The sequence below is a fragment of the Pedococcus sp. P2_E5 genome (assembly GCF_056403895.1).
The window spans coordinates 36,663-53,317 of sequence record NZ_JBFUEP010000016.1; the positions used below are offsets into that span (position 1 = coordinate 36,663).

Below are 16,655 nucleotides of genomic sequence, written 5' to 3' on the forward strand. Positions count from 1 at the left end.
CAGCATCGACCTAAGTGGTTGGCCGAGGTGGCGTGACCGTGGCGGGACCGAGTTCCTCGAACACGGTGATCTGCAGGTCGGCGGGCGCCTGGAGTCGGGCGTTGAGCGAGTCCCACGGTGTGGTGGTCGGCTCGGCGATCAGCTCGGCACCGGCGCTGACGAGGCGGTCGGTCACCGAACGCACAGAGGCGACCTCGAACGCGACGCGCAGGCGTGGGCTGACTCGGCGGCCCACCTCGACGCGGTCGATCATGTCGACCTGGCGTGGGTTGGAGATCTAGAGGGTGGCTCGGCCCACGTCGAGGATGGTCACCTTCTCGCCATCGTCTCCGTGGACCTGGAGCTCCACAGGGCAGCCGAGCGCGTCCCGGTAGAACCGCACCGCCTCGTCGTAGTCGGCGGCCTCGATCACGAGCCGCATCTGGAGCGGTGGGTTCATCGTGCTTCTCCTCACAAGGTGTGGCGTGTTTGGGTGGCTGGGTTTGGTGGCGGGCTGGCGGCGGGGGTTGCCGAGACGATCCTCCCGCGGGACTCTTGATCCGGTCCTGCGGGTGGCTTTTGAAGGGTGCGCTGGACCACGCCCGTTCGGGCGGTCGCCACCTGCGTGACGGAGCAGACTGGGGAGCGGGGTGGAGCTCGGGACGACGATGCGACTCCGAGTGCTCGGCGAGCTCGCGGCCACCCGCGATGGTGCGGTCGTAGATCTTGGCGGGCGGCGCCAGCGCGCCGTCCTCGCCGCGCTGGTGATCTGGCGTGACCAGGTCGTCTCTGCCGAGCGCCTCGCAGGGTGCGTCTGGGGCGACAACCCACCGTCAAACCCGGCCGGCGCCCTCCAGTCGTACGTCAGCCATCTGCGACGCTGCCTCCAACCCGAGGCAGTGGCTCGCCAGCGCGACGGTGTCATCGCAAGCGAGGCTGCCGGGTACGTCCTGCGGCTCCCGCCCGACTCCGTCGATGCCTGGTGCTTCGAACGAGCCCTGGACTCCTCGGCGGGGCTCGCGCCGGCCGATGCGATGCGCGCGCTGGACGAGGCCCTCCGGCTGTGGCGGGGTCCGGCCTATGCCGAGTACCTGGGCGAGCCCTGGGTCGAGGCCGAAGCCCTGCGCCTCACCGAGTTGCACGCGGTGGCCCGCGAGCGTCGGCTCGAGACGAGGCTGCGGCTGGGGGACGCCGCCGTGGTCATCGGTGAGCTCGAGGCACTGGTCGCTGAGGACCCGCTCAGGGAGGAGCGATGGCGGCTCCTCGCCCTTGCGCTGTACCGAGCACAGCGGCAGGCAGGGGCGCTGGCGGCGTTGCGGAGGGCGCGCGAGACCCTCGCCGAAGAGCTGGGCGTGGATCCCGGGCCAGCCCTGCGGGCTCTCGAGGCCGAGGTCCTCGCCCAGTCCCCAGCCCTCGACGGACCAGCCCCGCGCGGCAGGGTCGGGCTGCCAGTGGGGGAGCCGCGTGTGGGGGAGCCGCCTGTCGCAGGAGGGTCCCCTGATCCAGCTGTTTCGTCCGACCTCGTAGACCGTGCGCGGGAAGTCGCCACCCTGCGGCGGATGGTGGACGAGCTGGGCGACGGGAGCCCCGGTTGCGTGCTCGTCGAGGGCCCGGCTGGCATCGGCAAGACGCGCCTCCTCGTCGAGGTCATGCGTCTGGCGACGGCGGCTGGGGTCCGGGTGCTCTCCGCCCGGGGGAGCCAGCTCGAGCGTTCCTTTGGCTTCGGGGCGGTGCGCCAGCTGTTCGAACCCTGCACCAGCGACCTGGCAGCCCGCGACAGGCTGCTCGGCGGCGCAGCCGCGGTTGCGAGGCCGGTCTTCGAGGAGGTGGCGGCCGACGAAACCTCGAACAACGGAAGCTTTGCCGTCCTCCACGGCCTCTACTGGCTGACCGTGAACCTCGCGAGCGAAGGACCGCTGGTGATCTGCGTCGATGACATCCAGTGGTGCGACAGCGCTTCGCTTCGGTATCTCGCGTACCTCGTCAAGCGACTCGAAGGGCTCCCCGCCCTCGTCGTGCTGGCCATGCGGACGGGCGAACAGCATCCTGACGACGCATTGCTGGCGGACCTCGCCCTGGACACGTCGGTCACCCTGCTCCGCCCTGCGCCGCTGTCCACGGAAGCGGCAGCCACCCTCGTCCAGGCACGGCTCGGCGACGGGGCCGACGCGTTCATCGAAGCCTGTCATCGCATGACATCGGGCAACCCACTGCTGCTGCGGCAGCTGCTCCGCGCCCTGGCGGACGAGGGTGTCCGGCCCGACGTCTCCCACGTCGACACCGTGCGAGCAGTCGGCTCTCGTGCCGTGTCGGCCCTGGTGACGTTGCGGCTGCGCCGGATGCCGCCGACAGTCACGGCCGCCGCGCGTGCAGTCGCGGTGCTGGGCGAGGCCGCGGGCGTGCCGACGGTGGCAGCGTTGGCCCAGCTGGCCGAGGACGAGGTGGCCACCGCCCTCGACATCCTGAGCCGGAGCGAGATCCTCACGGACGACGGGCACCTGACCTTCGTCCATCCGTTGGTCCGCGACGCCATCTACGACGACCTTTCGGCCGGCGAGCGGGCGCTGCACCACGACCGGGCCGCGCAGGTGCTGCTGAAGCTCGGCGCGCGGCCCGAGCAGGTCGCGGTTCACGTCCTGAGGGCACCACACCGGGGCAGTGCCGCCACCGTGGCGCTGCTGCGGGCAGCGGCTGGGACCGCGATCTCGCGAGGTGCTGCCGATGCGGGTGTCGGGCTATTGAGGCGAGCGCTCGAGGAGCCGGTGTCCGAACCCGATCGTGCTCGGGTGCTGGTCGAGCTCGGACGCGTCGAAACCCTGGTCGACGGTCCCTCGGGTGTCGCCCATCTCTGCGATGCATACGCCGCCATGGACGAGCCGCACGAGCGCGCGCTCCTGGCGATGGACATTGCCCGCACCCAGGTGTTCGTCTCCCCTCCCGGGATAGCGACAGCCTTTGCGCGCGCGGCAGCAGCAGACCTCCCTGACCACCTCGACGACGATCGGCAGGGCCTGCTCGCGCTGCAGCGCATCACGGGCCTCATGCACGGCCTGCCGCCTGACTCCTACCGTGCAGGGCCGGTGCCCGAGGTCTCCGGTGAGGGCGACGGGGCCCGGATGCTTGCCGCGACGTTGTCCTACGAGCTGCTGCGCGAGGGACAGGATCGAGAGGGTGCGGTGCGACTGGCTCGATTCGCCTTGGCGGGGGACCGCCTCCTGGCGGTGGACAACGGGCTGCTCTGGATCGTGGCCGCCAACGTGCTGCTGCTGGCCGACGACGAGCTGGGCGACTTCTGGGACCGTGCTCTTGCCCGAGCCCATGCGACGGGCGGACTGTTTGCGGCGCTCTCGGTGAACCTCTGGCGAGGCTTCGCCCAGTGGCGTGGTGGCCAGCTCGATGACGCCTTGCAGTCGCTGGCAGACGCCGTCGAACAGCAGCGCGTGTGGGGCATCTCCGGGATCACGTCGACGTACGCCGCGGCCTTCACTCTCGGCGTCCTGACCGACCTGGGCGACCTGGACGCCGCCGCCGCGAGCCTGGAGGACGGACGCGGGCTGCCCTGGGTCGGCGAGGGCGGCAGGCTGATGCGGGAGGCCGCAGCTCGGCTGCTCATCGAGCAGGGCCGACCATCCGAGGCCCTCGGCGAGCTGACCTCCTCCGTCGACAACCCCCCGGCGGTCAACCCGGCCTGGGCTCCGTGGCGTGGGCTCACGGCACGGGCGCTTTCTGCGCTCGGGCGCACCGACGAAGCGGTCGCGCTGGCTCAGGAGGAGGTCGACCTCCTGCGAGCCTGGGGTGCGCCCACGGCGCTGGGGCCGTCGCTGCGCCTGCTGGGAGAGCTGCGCGGCGCTGAGGGGGCAGCGCACCTCCGCGAGGCCGTCGAGGTCCTTTCGGGGACGTGCGCAGTCCTGGAAGAGGCTCGTGCCCAAGTCGCTCTTGGGCGGTCCGAGGCGATCGCCCAGGAGGAGGCGGTGCCCCTCCTGCAGGCCGCTCTCGCCACCGCCCGCGCGTGTGGGGCCGCAGTGGTCGTTCGCGACGCGGTATCAGCGCTCGTCGAGCGGGGAGAGAGAAGCGCCGAGGTGGATGGTGTCCCTCCCCGGATCACGAGCCGCCAGCGGCGTGTCACCGAGCTCGCTGCAAGCGGGCTCGACGTCAATGAGGTCGCCCAACGCCTGTTCCTCACGCCAGGCACGGTGCGTGCCGTGCTCGAGTTGGTGCAAGGGGGGCCGCCATGAAATCGGCCAGAGCTGCCTGCGTCACCACGGCTGCGGATGTCCGCCGACAAGCTCCCGCGAAGGGGCTCAAGTTGCCCTCAAGTCGTCCTTGTCATCGTGGTACGCCCCGATCGTGAGGATTCCCATGGTGCCCGAGTCCGCATCCCTCGCTCCGTCAGGAGCGCAGCTCCTGCGCGGACTGTGCGGCGGCGCCGTGCACCTTCCCGGGGACCCGGCATACGACGAGGCACGTATGCCGTGGAACCTCCAGGCCGACTCCCATCCCGCCGCTGTGGCCTATCCGGCCTTCCCTCATGAGGTCGCCACGGTGCTCCGCGCGGCGGCGTCCGCCGGCCTCAAGGTCGCACCTCAGGGCACCGGCCATGGCGCACCGCCGCTCGCCGGCCACCTCGGCGATGCTGTCCTGTTGCGCACCTCGGCCATGACCGAGGTGCGGGTCGACGCCACGCGACGCACCGCGCGCGTCGGCGCGGGTGTGCTCTGGGGTGACGCCGTGGCGCGAGCCAGCCGAGTCGGCCTCGCAGCGCTGCACACGTCGAGCCCCGGCGTCGGCGTCGTCGGATCGTCGCTCGGGGGCGGGCTGAGCTGGTACGCCCGCCAGCACGGGCTGCAGTGCAGTGCGATCACGGCGGTCGAGCTGGTCCTGGCGGACGGCACGTTCGTCCGAGCGACGGACGAGGTCGACAGCGACCTCCTGTGGGTGGCACGCGGCGGTGGTGGCGGTTTCGGTGTCGTCACCGCGCTCGAGTTCGACCTCCTCCCCGTGAGCACGGTGTATGCCGGGATGCTCGCCTGGGACTGGACCCACGCCCAGCGGGTGCTGACGGCGTGGGGTTCGTGGGCCGCAGCCGCTTCGGACCAGGTCACCAGCGTCGCCCGGCTCTTCCAGGCGCCCGACCTGCCGTGGCTTCCGGCTGATGTCCGGGGACGCAGGCTCGTGATGATCGACGCGGTCGTGCTTGCGGGGCGCGAGGCCGCCACGCAGGTGCTCGCGCCGCTGCGGGCCCTCGGCGCGGAGATCGACACCTTCGGCGAGCGCTCTGCAGCCTCCGTCGCGCAGCTCCAGCTCGACCCCCTCGAGCCGACGGCCGTCTATGCAAGCAGCGTTCTGGTCGACGCGCTTCCCGAACGGGCAGTGGAGGAGCTGGTTGCCACGGCAGGCCAGGGATCGGGGTCAGAACTGCTCTTCGTAGAGCTGCGCCAGCTCGGCGGAGCAGTGTCACGGCCGACCCCGCGCGGCGGCGCGCTGGACCGCATGGATGGGTCGTTCCTGGTCCTCTGCGTGGGCCTCGACCAAGGCGGGGGGTGGGCGGCAGTGCGGGAAGACGCCAACCGGGTGACCGAGGCCCTCCAACCGTGGGCCACGGGATCGGCATACCTCCTCATGGCCGACGCGGACGTGGACGAGCAGCGCGGCTGGCCGACCAACTCGTGGCAGCGCCTCGTCGACATCCGCGGGGCAGCGGACCCCGAGCGGCTGTTCCTCTCGCCGCGGCCAGGCGCACAGGGGAGTTGACGGCTGCGGCTCAAGCCGACGCCAAGTTCGTCTCAAGACCCCGGGGTCACGGTGGTGCTCCACCACCACACCGAAAGACCCGGAGGAATCATGACCATCGCCGAATCGCCCGCCCCGCTCGAACGCCGTGTGCCCTTCGGGGAGCTGAACGCGCGGACGCAGGGAACTGTCGCCGTTCCCGGAGACGAGGAGTACGACGCGCTCGTCTCGCCATGGAACGTGGCGGTCCCCGTCAGGCCAGCAGCCGTTGTGGCCGCGGAGACCGACCAGGACGTCGTCGAGGCGGTCCGCTTCGCGGAACACCACGGTCTGCGGGTGACACCGCAGGCCACCGGACACGGCCCCATTGCGGACCTCCTCACCGAGCTCCTCGTCACGACGAAGCGCCTCGACGAGGTCGTGGTCCACCCCGAGGGTTGGGCTCGGGTCGGGGCCGGCGTGAAGTGGCTGCGCGTCGTCGAGGCCGCTGCACCCTTCGGTCTCGCGCCGCTGTCCGGCTCGATCACCGACGTCGGCATCGTCGGCTACACCACTGGCGGTGGCCTCGGGCCGATGGCGCGGACCTACGGGCTCGCGATCGACAAGGTGCGTGCCATCGAGGTCGTCACGGGCGACGGTGTGCTGTGCCGGGTCACGCCCAGTGAGCATCCCGAACTGTTCTTCGCCCTCCGCGGCGCCAAGGGAATGCTGGGCATCGTCACGGCGATCGAATTCGACCTGGTGCACCAGCCGATGTTCTACGGAGGCTCGTTGTGGTTCGACGGCACGGACGCCGCGACGGTCATCGCAAAGTGGCGGGCCTGGTCGGACGACCTCCCCGAGCTGGCCACCACCTCCTTCGCGCTCTTCCGGCTGCCGGACATGCCGGGCGTACCACCGGCGCTCGCCGGCCGACTCACGCTCTCGGTGCGCTATGTGTGGACCGGCGATGCCGGAGAGGGACAGCGTCACTTCGCTGCGATGCGCGAGGCGGCTCCGGTGATCCTCGACGATGTTGCCCACAAGCCATACACCGCAATCGATTCCGTGCACACCGACCCCCTGGACCCCACGCCGGCATACGAGGCGGCGGCTGTCCTCACGGACTTCCCTCAAGACGCCATCGACGAGTTGCTCGCGCTGACGGGACCAGGTGCGGCGTCGCCGCAGGTGCTCGTCGAAGTGCGCCAGATGGGCGGCGCGATTGCCCGGGGTGGCGAGCACCCCAGCGCGTTCGCGTCGCGTGAGGTTGCCTACTCGCTCCTGATCGTCGGTATCGCCGAGATCCCCGGAGTCGAGGACCATGCGGCGGCGATCCTGGAGGCCATGCGCCCGTGGACCGGCGGCTACCGGCTGCCGAACTTCACCTTCACCCCGGCGGACTACGCCGATGCCTACGACGAGGTGACCATCGCGCGACTGCGGAGGGCGATCCGCACCTATGACCCGGACGGGGTCATGGCCATCGGTGGCGTACTGGACTGAGAGATGCGGTCGTGGCCCCCTGAGCCAGGGGGGCCACGAGTCTGTCCGGGGTCGCTGTTGTCAGTCGCCGGCGCTCACGCGACAGGGGAGCGCTGACGCAGGATGGCGACGCCCATGCTGGCCATGAACACGAAGAATGCGAGGAAGCCGATGCTCGAGATGCCTTCGAAGACGCTCGACACAGGCGAGAGGAGTCCCAGCCATCCGGCGAGGACTCCGACGAGAATGCCGAGCCATCCGATCCATCGGGGCAGCGCTCGGGTCGTCAGGATCGCCACGGAGAACAGTGGTATCACCACGCCCCAGCCCAGGAAGTTTCCTGCACTGTTGGTGACCAACGCGGTCGCCGCAAAGGTGTCGAAAGTCGTTGCCAGCGTTGCCTGCGACGCCGCATCGGCGTCGGTGTAGGCCGGTACCAGCTCGTACGCCATCGAGATGGGGAGAAGGTGCGACAAGGTGACCAACGTCAGCCCGACTGCCCCGAGAATGGGGGCGAGCACCATCACCCTGCCGCCATCCCTCAGGACGTCGTAGAACCCCACCCAGGCCACGATGCCGAGGAAGCCCATGAGGATGATGAGCCAGGCCCCGACGTAGAAGAGTCCGCCGGCCGCGTCGACGTCCGCGATCCACGTGAGGCCAGCTTCTCCGGTTTCCGGGATCAGCGTCTCCACTCCGCTTGAAGCCATGGAGATGCCGCCCAGCAGGAAGCAGGCAACCAGGGCAACGGCGCACACAGCACCGACCCTCGAAAGGCGCGTCGACTTGATCATCTCTGGTCCCCGATCGGCTCCTCAGCTCTGAGGATCCACCCGGGCCGGTAGACCGTCAATGACCCTCACGACCCTCATCGCGCGATCACCACCGGAGTGTCGCCCAGGTCCAGCTTCTGGCAGGAGCCGGTGGCTGCGGCACACCTCGCGACCCCATCGCCCAAGGCATCCGGGTCAGAGGCGAGGAAGTGTGCCGAGTCCTCCCACGTCACTCGGCGAGGGCCCAAACCCGGGAGCTCCATCGTTGGGCGCAGCAGCTTGCCGGTCGTCGCGTCCAGGAGGGCGACACGGCGCTGCGCAGGCACGGCGACGAAGACCCCATCCGGACTGGCGCCGGGAGATCCGTCGGCAATGACGGCGGTGGTCCAGACCTTGGTCTTGTCTGGCCAGCGCCACGCCGACAGGCGGCCACTCTCCTCCACGGTCATCAACAGCTCTGTGCTGGCGTGACAGGAGGGGCACAAGGTCCCTGGGTCGCACCCTGGGCGAGCGGGAGCATGGTTGGGAGTCGGCACGCGCATAGACGCGCATCCGGCCCGGCTCTGATCGGTCCAGTCGAAGGAGGTCGGCCACGATGGCCAAGGTGCTGATTTCCTATGGGACAACCGAGGGACAAACTGCCAAGATCGCCGCGGTCATCGCGGAAGTCATGCGTGACAAAGGCCACAACGCGGAGGTCGTCGACATTGCGAGCCTGTCGGACCCCCAGCTGGACGGCTATGACGCCGTGATCTTCGGTGCGTCCATCCACATGGGTCGGCACGACAAACGCATTCTCGAGTTCGTCCGCAAGAACCGCAGCACCCTGGCTCGCCTCCCTTCGGCGTTCTTCTCCGTCAGCCTCGCCGCCCATGGAGACACCCAGGAGGCCGAGGGGTACCTAGAGCAGTTCGCGGAAGAGTCCGGGTGGCGCCCGGACAAGACTGCGCTTTTCGGCGGTGCGCTGCTCTACACCCACTACGGCTTCATCAAGCGGCACATGATGAAGAAGATCGTGCGGGGCAAGCCGGGCCACCTCGGAATCGACACGTCCCGAGACTACGTCTACACGGAGTGGGACGCGGTCCGGGGCTTCGCCGACCACTTCGCCGACCAGCTGGAGCCCGCGTAGGCCCGATGCAGGACCTTGGCCCGTGGTGTTGCTCCTTGGTCGCGGCGAGCATGAGCGGCATGGACTGCGCAGTGAGGACGTCCCGGGGGGAGTTGCTGGGGACCGTTGTGGAGGGTGGCCATGCCTTCCTCGGGATCTCCTATGCGGCGCCGCCGTTCGGTGCAAACAGGCTGGGTCCGCCTCAGCCGGTAACGCCCTGGGAGGGGGTTCGCGATGCGACTCGAATGGGGCCGGAGCCGCCGCAGGTATCTCCACCGTCCACGGGGGGCCCGAGTGGCGGAGCGAGCGAGGACTGGGAGGACGTCGCGGGTGCCTTCGCCGGCGTCGAGCGGGCAGCAGGCTTCGAGGACTGCCTGAACCTCAATGTCTGGACGCCCGACCCGGGTGCAGTCGGGCTGCCGGTCATGGTGTGGATCCAGGGTGGGATGTTCGAGCTCAGCACGACGGCGGCATACGACGGCAGCACGTTCGCGCGTGATGGTGTGGTCTGTGTCGTCATCAACTGGCGCCCCGGTGCCGAGGGGTTCCTCTACCTTGCGGATGGCATCGCCAACATTGGCCTGCTCGACCAGGTTGCCGCCCTCGAGTGGGTGCAGGAGAACGTCCGCGCCTTCGGTGGCGACCCGGGCAACGTCACCGTGTTCGGCGAGTCGGCCGGCGCGATGAGCATCGGTGCGCTGCTTGCGATGCCGCGGGCCGAAGGACTGTTCCGACGGGCCATCCTGCAGAGTGGTGCCGCCCACAACGTTATGTCGGCTGACGACGCCCTGCGCGTCGCCGGCTTCCTTGCCGACGAGCTGGGGGTGGCACGCACCCGGGAGGCCATCGCGGGCGTTGGGGTGGAGCGGCTTCTGGTGGCACAGGCGGAGCTGAAGAACCAGCTGTTGAGTGACCCGGACCCCGAGCGCTGGGGCCAGACCGTCGTGACCAGCACGATGCCGTGGCAGCCCGTGGTCGATGGTGAGGTGCTGCCGGGTCCCCCGATCGACCGGATCGCCGCCGGCTCGGCACGGCATGTCGACCTCATCGTCGGTACGAACACCGACGAGTGGCGCCTGTGGCTGGTGGCCAGTGGCGCCATCGGTCAGATCACCGACGAGATCCTGACAGGACCAGTCCGCGACAACGGCTACCAATGCCTGGCTGCTTACGGGCTCACGGCCACCGCTGCGCTCCGTGCCTATCGAGAGCGGTACCCGCACACCGGGCCCGGAGACCTGCTCGCCACCCTCCAGACCGATTGGTGGATGCGAATCCCCGCCATCCGACTCGCAGACGCGCATGCCGAGACCTCCGCGACCTCGCGCACCTACATGTACGAATTCGCTTGGCCCTCACCGGGCCTCGGTGCCGTCCATGCGCTCGAGGTGCCATTCGTCTTCGATACCGCCACTTCTGACGCGCCGCTGTTCGGACCGCTGCTCGGGAGCAACCCCCCGCAAGAGCTGGCACATGCGATGCACGCGGCTTGGGTCGCGTTCGCGAGCACCGGTGATCCCGGCTGGTCGGCGTACAACCCCAATCACCGGGCCACGATGCGCTTCGACCTGGAACCACAGATGGTCAACGACCCCCGTGCCTGGGAGCGGACCCTCTGGAAGGGCCTTCGATGACGACCGGCCGAGATGGGAGCGGATATGCGGTGCGGCCAGTGCCACAGGAGCGCCAGCCAGTGCTGGACCGGCTGGCGGGGGCCAGCCGACGCTTTCAGGTCCACGCGTTGCTCGAACTCGACGTGACGGATGTGAAGCCGCGCATCGAGGCTGCGATGCCGCGCGTGTCCTGGACGGGCTTCGTGATCGCGAGTGTCGCGCGGGCCGTCGCGCTGCACCCTCGAGTGAACTCCCGCAAGGCCGGGAACCACATCCTGGACTTCGACCGCGTCGAGGTCGCTGCCACGGTGGAACGTCACTGGAAAGGGCGCACCGTCCTCGACGTGGTGGTACTCCAGGACGCGGATCGTCGGTCCTGCTCTGACATCTCCGAGGCCCTGCGACGCGCCAAGCACGGCCCGGCCGAGTCACACCAGCCGCGCGGCTTCACCCGTGCACTCATGCGGATGCCCGGACCACTGCGACGGACGGGGATCCGCCTGGCCGCCAGCAGACCACGCCTCGCGGCGACGTTCGGCCCAGCGGTAGCGGTCACGTCGGTGGGGATGTTCACGCGCAACTGGGGTTGGGCAATCCCGGTCGCGCCGTTGACCGTGACGGTCACGGTGGGTGGCGTCGCGGACAGGCCAGTGGTCCGGAACGGGGAGGTCGTCGCGAGAGCGATGCTGCCCCTGACCATCAGCTTCGACCACGCCGTCGTCGACGGCGCCCCGGCGGCTCGCTTCGCAGAGACACTGCGCACGCTGGTAGAGACGGCCGCCGCATTCGAGGAACCCGCCAGTGGGCGATCGCAGACCGGCACTCCGCAAGTCCTGCCGTTGGTCGGCTCGTCAAACCATGCCTTGGAGGAAGAATGACCACATCGACCGTCTATCCGGCACGTCTCGAGGTCGACTACGCGGCCGACCGCAACAGACTGACGACCCTCTTCCGGCTCGTTCTGGTCGTCCCCATYGCCATCGTCAGCGGCGTGCTCACCGCGGGCACCACGCAAACGCTCTACGACCACAGCGGTGAGGTGGTCAGCAGGACGAGCGGCGGCATCAGCGGCGGCCTGTTCTTGGCGACGCTCCTCATGATCGTCGTCCGGCGTCGGTACCCGCGGTGGTGGTTCGACTTCGCCGTGGAGCTCACCCGCTTCGGCACGCGCATCGGCGCCTACCTCGGACTGCTGACCGACCAGTACCCGTCGACGGTCGACGAGCAGGGGGTGCACCTCGGGATCGACTATCCGGACGTCGAGCGTGACCTGAACCGGTGGCTTCCGCTCGTGAAGTGGTTGCTCGCCATTCCTCACTACGTCGTCCTCTTCTTCCTGTGGATCGCGGCCGTCTGCTGCGTCGTCGTGGCCTGGTTCGCGATCCTCCTCACCGGCAAGTTCCCAACGGGGCTGTTCGACTTCGTCGTCGGCGTCGCCCGATGGGGACTACGTGTGCAGGCCTATGCGTTCCTCCTCGTCACCGACGAGTACCCGCCGTTCTCCCTTCGCTGATGACCGGTGGCGGTGAGGGCCTGTGGCGGTGATGCCCGGTATCGCGATGCTGCGCGGCTACCAGCGGGGTTGGTTGCGCGGTGACCTCCTGGCCGGGGTCACGGTCGCGGCATACCTCGTCCCGCAGGTGATGGCGTACGCCGAGGTCGCCGGGCTACCGGCGGTGTCAGGCCTGTGGGCCGCCGGCGCATCGTTGCTCGTGTACGCCGTGCTGGGGTCGTCCCCGCAGCTCTCGGTAGGGCCGGAGTCGACCACCGCGTTGATGACTGCCACGGCGCTGGCCGGACTCGCCGTCGGGCAGCCGGCTCGGTACGCCGCCCTGGCCGCAGCGCTCGCCGGCCTGGTCGGCCTCATCTGCCTGCTCGCCTGGGTTGCGCGACTGGGGTTCCTGGCAGACCTGCTCTCTCGGCCAGTGCTCGTCGGCTACATGGCCGGAGTGGCGGTCCTCATGGCGGTGAGCCAGCTGGGCAGGCTCACGGGTCTGACAGTGCGGGGCGACACACCCGTCGAAGAGGTTGGATTCGTCCTTCGTCACCTGGGAGGGGTCGACGTCCCCACAGCACTTCTGGCACTTGCGGTCCTGGTCTTCCTCCTGCTTGTCAGCCGCTACTTGCCCAAGGCTCCCGGGCCCCTCATGGGGATGCTGTTGGCTACTGGTGTCGTTGCCGTCTTCCACCTCGACACGACCGGTGTCGCAGTGGTGGGGAGCGTCCCGCGAGGCCTTCCGCCACGGCAGCTGCCGCACCTCGGGGCAGAGGACCTGCGGATGCTCCTGCCCGCGGCGCTCGGAATCGCAATGGTCGCCTTCTCCGACAACGTGCTGACCGCGCGCGCCTTCGAGACCCGCAACAGGGCTGGTCTCGACGCCAACCAGGAGCTGCTGGCCCTCGGTGCGGCAAACCTGGCTTCCGCTGCGGCACAAGGGTTTCCCGTGAGCAGCAGCGGAAGCCGAACGGCCATCGGTGATTCGTTGGGCAGTCGCAGCCAGCTCCATTCGCTGGTGGCGATGGGCGCCGTCGTGCTCTCGGTCGCATTCCTCGGACCGGCCCTCGCCGCCTTCCCGCGGGCCGCCCTGGCGGCCATTGTCGTGTATGCCGCGCTGCGTCTCGTCGACGTGTCGGAGTTCCGACGCATCGCCGCCTTTCGTCGTGTCGAGTTCGCGCTGGCTGTCGGCACGACGGCCGCAGTCCTCCTGCTCGGGGCCCTGCAAGGGGTCCTGGTCGCCGTTGCCCTTTCGGTGCTGGACCTGGTGCACCGCGTCACGCGACCACACGACGGCATCCTGGGTTACGTCCCCGGGGTGGCCGGCATGCACGACGTCGACGACTACCCGCAGGCCACCCCCGTCCCCGGGCTGGTGGTCTACCGGTACGACTCGCCACTGTTCTTCGCCAATGCACAGGACTTCACGAGGCGCGCTCTGGCGGCGATCGACTCGTCACCGCGCCGACACACTGGTTCCTGCTCAACGCCGAGGCCAACGTCACAGTCGACCTGACCGCGGCGGACACCCTGGAGCAGCTGCGAGACGAGGTCGGCCGACGGGGGATGGTCTTCGCCATGGCGCGGGTGAAGCACGACCTCCGTGGCGACCTCGAGCGCACGGGATTCATTGCGAGAGTGGGGGAGGAGAGAATCTTCATGACCCTGCCAACAGCCGTTCACGCGTACGTGGAGTGGTCGATCGCGAACCTCGGAGGGCCGCCTCGGGGCTTCCAGGCCCCGTAGGTCAGTCGCGTCGAGCGAGCCACACGATGGCCGTTGTGGTCGGACGGGAGACGTCCGCTCCGGCTCCTGCTTGCACCGTGCGACATGGCGATGGCCCCGGACCATTCGAGAATCGTCCGGGGCCTCGTCTGTGTGGCCGACGTGGCCACGCTGGCCGATGGGTGCCACGTACCGCATCCCCTCGTCAAGGGCGCTTCCCAAGGGTTTCCCCTGGGACCGAGGGTGGTGGGTTCCACCGGTGTCGCCGCCGTTGCCGGTTGCGACACCTCATTTGTCCCATGTCGGGCCATCCTTCGTCAGGGACCTTGGTCCCGACTCTGCGAGTCCATGGGACCATCGCCCCTGTCCCGACCCCGGGAGAACGGATGGACTGTTCACATGGCCTCACACCCTGCACTCGTGGGACGCCTCGCCATCGGTGTGGTCGCGGGAAGCGTTGCCCTGGGCGGTTGCTCGGGAGGTCAGTCGTCCCGAGGCATGATGGGCGGCTCCGGAGGCGGCTACCACTACTCAGCCCTCACGTGCCGCGCTCCGAGGACACTGTCGGGGAACGCGGTCAGGGTTCGACTGTCGGACATGGGCATGACGCGAGTGATGGGTGGGGCCGTGCCCATGGGTACGCCCATGCGCCTGAGTGTGCTGCCGGCGACGGTCGCGGCTGGACGCGTGACCTTGGTGGCGGAGAACGTCGGCTGGCGGACCCATGAGCTGGTGGTGCTGCCCCTGGACCAGGGTGCCAGCGAGGGCGAGCGCCTTCCCGGCCCGGACGGTCAGGTCGACGAGTCCCTCAGCCTGGGGGAAGCGTCCAACGGCTGTGGGCCCGACTCGGGTGAAGGCCTGGCCTCGGGCGCCGTGGGCTGGACCACCGTCGACCTCGGCCCAGGCCGGTACGAGCTCGTCTGCAACCTCCGGAACCACTACGCGAACGGCATGCACCAGGAACTGGATGTCAGGTAGGCAATCCGGGATGCGCTGCCCGAACCGACCGGCACGGCATACGCTGCGTGCGTGACTGGGAAGCGCTCTGGGACTCGGGCAGCCGGCTCACCTGTGCCGCCGGAGGCTTCACGATGGCCGCTGTCCTCACTCGACCTCGATGACCTGGTCGAGGAACTTCGTGCCAGGGCTGGGAGTGCTCGCGAGTCCCAGGAAAGGCTGGGGTMGTTGCTCGACGCGGTGGTCGCCGTGAGCTCCAACCTTGACCTCGCCGAGGTCTTGCACCGCATAGTGGTGTCTGCCTGCGAGCTGGTCGACGCGACGTACGGAGCGTTGGGGGTGCTCGGTCCGAGCGGGGAGGAACTGGTCGAGTTCGTCACCCAGRGCCTCACGGACGAGGAACGCTCCGCCATCGGGACGCTGCCGCGTGGCCACGGTCTGTTGGGCCTGATCATCACGAGCCCGCAGCCGCAGCGGGTGCCAGACATCGCGCAGCATCCCGACTCCTACGGCTTCCCGAAGAACCACCCGCCCATGACCAGCTTCCTCGGTGCTCCCGTGCGTATCCGCGACCAGGTCTTCGGCAACCTCTACCTCACGGACAAGAGGTCCGCCAAGGAGTTCAGCGAGGACGACGAGGCCATTCTCGTGGCTCTGGCTGCTGCGGCAGGTGTGGCTATCGAGAATGCGCGCCTCTACGACCGAACCAGGTCGCAGCAGCTCTGGGGTGAGGTGATCCGCAACGCCACCCAGTCACTCCTCGCTGGACAGGCGCAGCAAGAGGTACTCGCCGACGTTGCGCGGCGTGTGTGCGAGCTGACCGACGCCCAGACGTGCACCATCGCGCTGCAGCAGGAAGCCGACCTGCTCGTCGTCGCCTCGGCGAGCTCAGACGCCGCGAGTGCGGGAACTTCCGCCGCTCCCGACCGGCCTTCGCCGGGCAGCCCGGTCCGCGATCCCGAGGTCCGCGCCGCCATGCTCCTGGAGGCCCGGAGCACCGCCTTCGGAGAGGAGGGAACCAGGGCGCTGGTGCCGCTGGCCCTGGGGGACCGGCCGATGGGGATCCTGTTGCTGGACTGGTCGCACGAGCAGCACTCGGACCAGCTCCCCGTCCTGGCCAACTTCGCACAGGGGCTGGCCGTCTCGCTGGGGGCGGCCAGTGCCCAGAGCGAGCGGGCCCGGTCCGAGCTCTACGAGGACCGTGACCGGATCGCTCGTGACATGCATGACCACGTGATCCAACGCCTCTTCGCCACGGGAATGTCCCTGCAGTCCGCGGCCCGGACGAGCGACGAGAGCGCACGCGCCAAGATCGATGTTGCCGTCGACGAGCTGGACGCAGCGATCAGGGACATCCGGCACACCATCTTTGCCCTGCACCGAGCGCCGGGTGCGCGGGTGCTGACCACCGAGATCTCGACGATCTGCCGCGATGCCTCGGTGACCCTTGGCTTCCCTCCAGAGCTGCGGCTGTCCGGCCGCACCGACACCGTGCCCGAGCCCTTGGCCGCGGACCTCCTGGCCGTCTTGCGGGAGTCACTGAGCAATGTCGCCAGGCACGCAGCGGCGTCGGCCGTCCACGTCGCCGTTCACGTCGACAGCGAAGTCACGGTCAGCGTCGCTGATGACGGGCGCGGGATCCCGGCGGACCTGGTGCGGTCCGGTCTCGACAACTTGGCGCGACGCGCGCAGAAGCGTGGGGGGTCCCTTTCGCTGGAGTCTGGTGCGTCCACGGGAACGCATCTCACCTGGCGGGTCCCCCTCGCCGAGAGACCCGTCGAGGACTGAGGGACTTTGGGCCCTGCCAC

The 16,655-nt window shown here is 69.3% G+C and carries 14 protein-coding genes; 10 read left to right on the forward strand and 4 right to left on the reverse strand.

All coding sequences use genetic code 11. The annotated features are described in order from the left end of the window. Nucleotides 1–10: 10 nt before the first annotated feature. Together AC1DVZ_RS07260 and AC1DVZ_RS07265 are read right to left on the reverse strand one after the other, a co-directional pair. Nucleotides 11–253 carry a VOC family protein gene (locus tag AC1DVZ_RS07260; protein WP_477617512.1) on the reverse strand — a complete coding sequence of 81 codons (243 nt, stop codon included), beginning with the start codon at nt 251–253 and terminating at the stop codon, nt 11–13. Between the two features lie 24 nt (nt 254–277). After that, nucleotides 278–439: a VOC family protein gene (locus AC1DVZ_RS07265; RefSeq protein ID WP_477617513.1), complete on the reverse strand. Its 162-nt coding sequence runs from the start codon at nt 437–439 to the stop codon at nt 278–280. Nucleotides 440–629: 190 nt separating this feature from the next. Between AC1DVZ_RS07265 and AC1DVZ_RS07270 the strand changes: the two genes are divergently transcribed. The 3 genes from AC1DVZ_RS07270 to AC1DVZ_RS07280 all read left to right on the forward strand — a co-directional run bounded on the left by AC1DVZ_RS07270 (nt 630) and on the right by AC1DVZ_RS07280 (nt 7,194). Then, nucleotides 630–4,214: a BTAD domain-containing putative transcriptional regulator gene (locus AC1DVZ_RS07270; protein ID WP_477617514.1), complete on the forward strand. Its 3,585-nt coding sequence runs from the start codon at nt 630–632 to the stop codon at nt 4,212–4,214. Nucleotides 4,215–4,341: 127 nt separating this feature from the next. Continuing rightward, on the forward strand, nt 4,342–5,730 hold the full coding sequence (locus AC1DVZ_RS07275; protein WP_477617515.1) for an FAD-binding oxidoreductase: 1,389 nt from the start codon (nt 4,342–4,344) through the stop codon (nt 5,728–5,730). Between the two features lie 90 nt (nt 5,731–5,820). Continuing rightward, the gene (locus AC1DVZ_RS07280; protein WP_477617516.1) at nt 5,821–7,194 is read left to right on the forward strand and encodes an FAD-binding oxidoreductase; all 1,374 of its coding nucleotides are present in this window, start codon (nt 5,821–5,823) and stop codon (nt 7,192–7,194) included. A 74-nt stretch (nt 7,195–7,268) separates the two neighbouring features. On the opposite strand, the gene AC1DVZ_RS07285 is transcribed toward AC1DVZ_RS07280, so the two are convergent. Both AC1DVZ_RS07285 and AC1DVZ_RS07290 read right to left on the reverse strand, forming a co-directional pair. Further along, a complete protein-coding gene (locus AC1DVZ_RS07285; RefSeq protein ID WP_477617517.1) occupies nt 7,269–7,931 on the reverse strand; it encodes a DUF4386 family protein in 663 nt (220 codons plus the stop codon). A 110-nt stretch (nt 7,932–8,041) separates the two neighbouring features. After that, the gene (locus AC1DVZ_RS07290) at nt 8,042–8,395 is read right to left on the reverse strand and encodes a hypothetical protein (protein WP_477617518.1); all 354 of its coding nucleotides are present in this window, start codon (nt 8,393–8,395) and stop codon (nt 8,042–8,044) included. Nucleotides 8,396–8,541: 146 nt separating this feature from the next. Here AC1DVZ_RS07290 and hemG point away from each other — a divergent pair, with 146 nt between their 5' ends. From hemG to AC1DVZ_RS07325, 7 genes are all read left to right on the forward strand, one after another. Then, nucleotides 8,542–9,078 carry a menaquinone-dependent protoporphyrinogen IX dehydrogenase gene (gene hemG / locus AC1DVZ_RS07295; protein ID WP_477617519.1) on the forward strand — a complete coding sequence of 179 codons (537 nt, stop codon included), beginning with the start codon at nt 8,542–8,544 and terminating at the stop codon, nt 9,076–9,078. A gap of 59 nt (nt 9,079–9,137) precedes the next feature. Beyond that, nucleotides 9,138–10,691 carry a carboxylesterase/lipase family protein gene (locus tag AC1DVZ_RS07300; protein WP_477617520.1) on the forward strand — a complete coding sequence of 518 codons (1,554 nt, stop codon included), beginning with the start codon at nt 9,138–9,140 and terminating at the stop codon, nt 10,689–10,691. A gap of 38 nt (nt 10,692–10,729) precedes the next feature. Continuing rightward, nucleotides 10,730–11,548, forward strand: a complete 819-nt coding sequence (locus AC1DVZ_RS07305; protein WP_477617521.1) for a 2-oxo acid dehydrogenase subunit E2 — start codon at nt 10,730–10,732, stop codon at nt 11,546–11,548. Beyond that, entirely contained in the window at nt 11,545–12,183 is a 639-nt protein-coding gene (locus AC1DVZ_RS07310) for a DUF4389 domain-containing protein (RefSeq protein ID WP_477617522.1), read from the forward strand. The genes AC1DVZ_RS07305 and AC1DVZ_RS07310 overlap by 4 nt, the downstream gene beginning before the upstream one ends. Before the next feature lie 31 nt (nt 12,184–12,214). Beyond that, the gene (locus AC1DVZ_RS07315) at nt 12,215–13,681 is read left to right on the forward strand and encodes a SulP family inorganic anion transporter (RefSeq protein WP_477617523.1); all 1,467 of its coding nucleotides are present in this window, start codon (nt 12,215–12,217) and stop codon (nt 13,679–13,681) included. An 854-nt stretch (nt 13,682–14,535) separates the two neighbouring features. Beyond that, nucleotides 14,536–14,868 (forward strand): hypothetical protein, encoded by a 333-nt coding sequence (locus AC1DVZ_RS07320; RefSeq protein ID WP_477617524.1) that lies wholly within the window; start codon nt 14,536–14,538, stop codon nt 14,866–14,868. Nucleotides 14,869–15,096: 228 nt separating this feature from the next. After that, complete coding sequence (locus AC1DVZ_RS07325) at nt 15,097–16,635, forward strand: GAF domain-containing sensor histidine kinase (protein ID WP_477617525.1); 1,539 nt, start codon at nt 15,097–15,099, stop codon at nt 16,633–16,635. The last annotated feature ends 20 nt before the right edge of the window (nt 16,636–16,655 follow it).

What these genes read in the sequence shown, in the direction of transcription:
- AC1DVZ_RS07260 (WP_477617512.1), bottom strand. Translation starts at nt 253, where the DNA reads ATGATCGACCGCGTCGAGGTGGGCCGCCGAGTCAGCCCACGCCTGCGC.
- AC1DVZ_RS07265 (WP_477617513.1), bottom strand. Translation starts at nt 439, where the DNA reads ATGAACCCACCGCTCCAGATGCGGCTCGTGATCGAGGCCGCCGACTAC.
- AC1DVZ_RS07280 (WP_477617516.1), top strand. Translation starts at nt 5,821, where the DNA reads ATGACCATCGCCGAATCGCCCGCCCCGCTCGAACGCCGTGTGCCCTTC.
- AC1DVZ_RS07290 (WP_477617518.1), bottom strand. Translation starts at nt 8,395, where the DNA reads ATGACCGTGGAGGAGAGTGGCCGCCTGTCGGCGTGGCGCTGGCCAGAC.
- hemG (WP_477617519.1), top strand. Translation starts at nt 8,542, where the DNA reads ATGGCCAAGGTGCTGATTTCCTATGGGACAACCGAGGGACAAACTGCC.
- AC1DVZ_RS07300 (WP_477617520.1), top strand. Translation starts at nt 9,138, where the DNA reads ATGGACTGCGCAGTGAGGACGTCCCGGGGGGAGTTGCTGGGGACCGTT.
- AC1DVZ_RS07315 (WP_477617523.1), top strand. Translation starts at nt 12,215, where the DNA reads ATGCCCGGTATCGCGATGCTGCGCGGCTACCAGCGGGGTTGGTTGCGC.
- AC1DVZ_RS07320 (WP_477617524.1), top strand. Translation starts at nt 14,536, where the DNA reads ATGCGCCTGAGTGTGCTGCCGGCGACGGTCGCGGCTGGACGCGTGACC.